The sequence below is a fragment of the Armatimonas sp. genome, assembly GCF_043760365.1.
Taxonomy (GTDB): domain Bacteria; phylum Armatimonadota; class Armatimonadia; order Armatimonadales; family Armatimonadaceae; genus Armatimonas.
The window spans coordinates 1-2927 of the sequence record NZ_JAYUPA010000912.1; the positions used below are offsets into that span (position 1 = coordinate 1).

A 2927-nucleotide genomic window follows, 5' to 3' on the forward strand; every position below is an offset into this window, starting at 1 on the left:
CACATCTTTTATCGGCACGATATAGCCGCCGTTCTTGGGCCAGAGCGACGTTTTATACTCCGTCTCCCCGATTGTCACCATTGCGGGGATCATGCCCCAGCCGTAGGTGACGAGGTCGGAGATGGCCTTGATGTCCTCGCTCTCTTGGGCGGGAACGGTGACGAAATGAAACGGGGAGGGGCCGCGCCAGTGCCAGATCGTGCCGCTAAACGTGAGGGTCATCTTGCCACGCATGATACCGCGATACCGCCGGTTGAAACCGGCGTCTGCAATGGCGTTCCGCCGCAAAGCCCGTGCCGGGCTACCGAAATTCCCCTTTCGCGGAGCCGGAGGGGGCTAGGGGGAGGTCAGCCCGGCACGGGCTTTGCGGCTGAGGAACGAAGCCATTGCAGACGCCCAATTTCATTGGGCGGACAACGTTATTTCCAGTAGCGCTCCGCCCAGGTGAGCAGGTGGGGCCAGTTGGGGCCGATGGTGTGCCCGCCTTCGTGCTGGCGGTAGGCAATGTCGCTGTCGAGGAGGCCCACTCCGATGGCGGGCTGCTCGCTGACGGGAAGGGGTTTTTTGCCGAGAAGCGTGTAGACCGGCCCGGCGGCGACTCCGGCCAAAAACTGGCCCTTGCTGTCCACCCAGTTTCCCTCCACAAACGGCGAACCGCAGCTAATAAACACCGGGCGCGGGGCGCAGAGCGCGATGATCTCGTGGGCATCCACGGGCAGATCGGGAGTGGTCAGTGGCCCGGCGTACTTGACGAAGTTCCCAGCCATCCAGTGGTACTCGCCCGAGCTGGCAACATTTTCGATCTGCTCTCCGAAGATGCGGCGGTAGAGCTTCGCCCCACCCGTTCCCGACGAGCCAATATAACCAATCGAAAAGCGCGGCTCGTAGGCCATGGTGACCAGCGCGGCCTTTCCGTAGCGAGAGAGGCCCTCAATCGCGACCTTCTTAGCATCCACGGCCTTGTCGGTCTCGAAGTAGTCGAGAGCGCGGCTCGCCCCCCAGGCCCAGGCTTTGAGCGATCCCCAGTCGTCCACTTTGCGTGGTTCGCCTTTATTGACGAGGCCGATAATGCCCTCGCGCAGGCCCGCACCGTTGTCCGCTTGGATGGAGTTTGGGGAGAGAATCGCATAGCCCCAGCCCTTGGCGAGCACTTGTTCCTGCCAGCTGGGGCCAGAGCCAGGCGGGGGAGCGAAGGCGGGCGCACCCGGGCGGGTCGGGAAGATAAAGCCGAACTCCATGACCACGGGTACGGGTTTGGTCGCACTCTCCGGGGTAGTGAGCGTGAGCTGGATGTCCACCTTGATACTTGGGAAGTCTTTGTTGTCCACGTGCCCAACGAGTTTCTTGGTGACAACAGCGATCTCGCCTTTCTTCTCCCTGAGCGTCTCGGCCACTTCCCACGTCACTTTAGGGGTAACTTTTGGAGTCCGACCGTACATCTCGCGGTCGAAGTCCTCAAAAAGTTCTTGACGGCGGGCTTCCCAGTCTTTCTTGCTCGCGACTTTCTTGCCGTTCTTGAGGGTCAGCGCATCAGGCAGCGTGTAGGGGCCGACTTTTGCTTCGTCGGAGTTCGCGGCGTTGGGCGCGGACGGGGTGCCGCTTGGCCCGGGGCGGAGCTTCTCGATCTTGAGTAGCTCCAGCAGGTGCTTGTGGTCGGCTTGGGTCTTGGCCTGCATCTCCGGCGATGGCCCAAAGCGTGGGGGCTGCGCCGGAGCGGCAAGTGCGGATAGAGTGAGGAGGAACAGCGCTGTTTTCATCCTCCTACATTACCATAAGAGGGCGGAACTTTCGGGACTGGATACTGATCTGCTGGGCGAGCTTTCCTGCCACCTCATGGAAGATGTGGGATTGTGCGCCCTCAGGGTCGGTAATGAGAACCGGCTCGCCGCAGTCAGACGCCTCGCGGGTGGGAATATCGAGCGGGATGCACCCCAAAAATGGGACTTTTAGCTCCTCCGCCGCGTCCTGGCCGCCACCGCGCCCGAAGATATAGTAGGTGTTGCCGGTATCGGGAGCGACGAAATAGGCCATGTTCTCAATAATGCCCAGAATCGGGACATTGAGCTTCTGAAACGCACGGAGACTTTTTACAGCGATACTCGACGCTACATCCTGCGGGGTCATGACGATCACCGCACCCGAGAGGGGGATAGACTCCGAGAGGGTCATCGTGACATCGCCGGTGCCGGGGGGCAGGTCCACCAATAAATAGTCCAGCTCGCCCCAGGCCACATCCCCGAGGAACTGATTGACGACTTTCCCCAGCATCGGGCCGCGCCAGACCACCGGCTGACCGGGCTCGACCAGAAAGCCCATCGAGACACAGCTCACGCCGTGGCGCTCCGCCGGGGCGATCTTGGAGATCACATTGCCGTCGGCCTGGCGCTCCGCCGTTTGCTCCAAGTGCTCGTCTTCCAGGCCCAGGAGCATGGGAATCGTCGGGCCGTAGACATCGGCATCCATCAGCCCGACCCGCGCGCCGGACTGTGCCAGCGCAATCGCCAGATTGGTTGCCACCGTGGACTTGCCCACGCCACCCTTGCCCGAGGCTACTGCAATAACATGCTTCACTTTCGGGATGATCTTCCCGCCCTGGGGGCGCCGCGCGATAACATTGGCTGTGAGATCTATTTTGATCCCCTTCACGCCCGGAATCTCACCGACCGCCGCACGGCAGTCCGCCTCGATCTTGGCTTTCATCGGACAGGCGGGGGTCGTGAGCTCTACAATAAACGCCACGTTGCCGTCACAAATGCGGACATTCTTGATCATGTTGAGCGTGACCAGGTCTTTTCCTAGGTCGGGGTCGGGGACGGTGCGCAGGGCTGTGAGCACCTGTGCTTCGGACACTTCAGGCATATTTATCTTTCAATTACCAGGTTTTCTTCAAAATACCGGCTTTTCTTCCGATGATTAAACACGGGAAC

Annotated in this window: 3 protein-coding genes; all 3 read right to left on the reverse strand. The window is 60.9% G+C overall.

The genetic code is table 11. The features are described 5' to 3' along the window. Window positions 1–234 (reverse strand): DUF1905 domain-containing protein (locus tag ACH2EH_RS22835; protein WP_395145383.1); only part of this gene is annotated, 234 nt, incomplete at its 3' end. A 185-nt stretch (window positions 235–419) separates the two neighbouring features. Further along, window positions 420–1757: an acetylxylan esterase gene (locus ACH2EH_RS22840; RefSeq protein ID WP_395145385.1), complete on the reverse strand. Its 1338-nt coding sequence runs from the start codon at window positions 1755–1757 to the stop codon at window positions 420–422. Between the two features lie 4 nt (window positions 1758–1761). After that, window positions 1762–2859: an Mrp/NBP35 family ATP-binding protein gene (locus tag ACH2EH_RS22845; protein ID WP_395145386.1), complete on the reverse strand. Its 1098-nt coding sequence runs from the start codon at window positions 2857–2859 to the stop codon at window positions 1762–1764. Window positions 2860–2927: the final 68 nt, after the last annotated feature.

Excerpts from the sequence above, each read along its gene's own strand:
- ACH2EH_RS22840 (WP_395145385.1), bottom strand. The coding sequence starts at position 1,757 with ATGAAAACAGCGCTGTTCCTCCTCACTCTATCCGCACTTGCCGCTCCG.
- ACH2EH_RS22845 (WP_395145386.1), bottom strand. The coding sequence starts at position 2,859 with ATGCCTGAAGTGTCCGAAGCACAGGTGCTCACAGCCCTGCGCACCGTC.